1 protein-coding gene is annotated in these 394 nt (G+C 37.3%); it reads left to right on the forward strand.

The features are described 5' to 3' along the window. Positions 1-394, forward strand: a 394-nt coding sequence (locus C0Z19_RS29275) for an AbgT family transporter (protein WP_199180806.1), incomplete at both ends; no start/stop codon positions are given.

The following is a 394-nucleotide window of genomic DNA, read 5'->3' on the forward strand; positions in this document are numbered from 1 at the left end:
AGTTTATGGGATTTTAAGCAAAGAAATTAAAAATACAAAAGACTTAGGTAAAATGTTCGGCGATGCTGTAGGATCAATGGGAACATTTATCGTTATTGTGTTTTTTGCAGCACAGCTACTTGCGTATTTAAAGTGGAGTAATTTAGGAATTATCGCTGCTGTTAAAGGTGCCAAATTATTAGAACATCAAAACGGTATTGTATTGATACTAGGTATTATTGTACTGAGTGCAATGGTCAACATGTTAATCGGAAGCGCATCGGCTAAATGGGGTATTTTAGGACCGATATTCGTACCAATGTTAATCCTTATCGGCTTTCATCCCGCATTCACACAAGTCATTTACCGTGTAGGCGATTCAATTACCAATCCAATTACACCGATGATGCCGTAC

This window comes from Trinickia soli (assembly GCF_002879855.1).
Lineage (GTDB): Bacteria > Pseudomonadota > Gammaproteobacteria > Burkholderiales > Burkholderiaceae > Trinickia > Trinickia soli.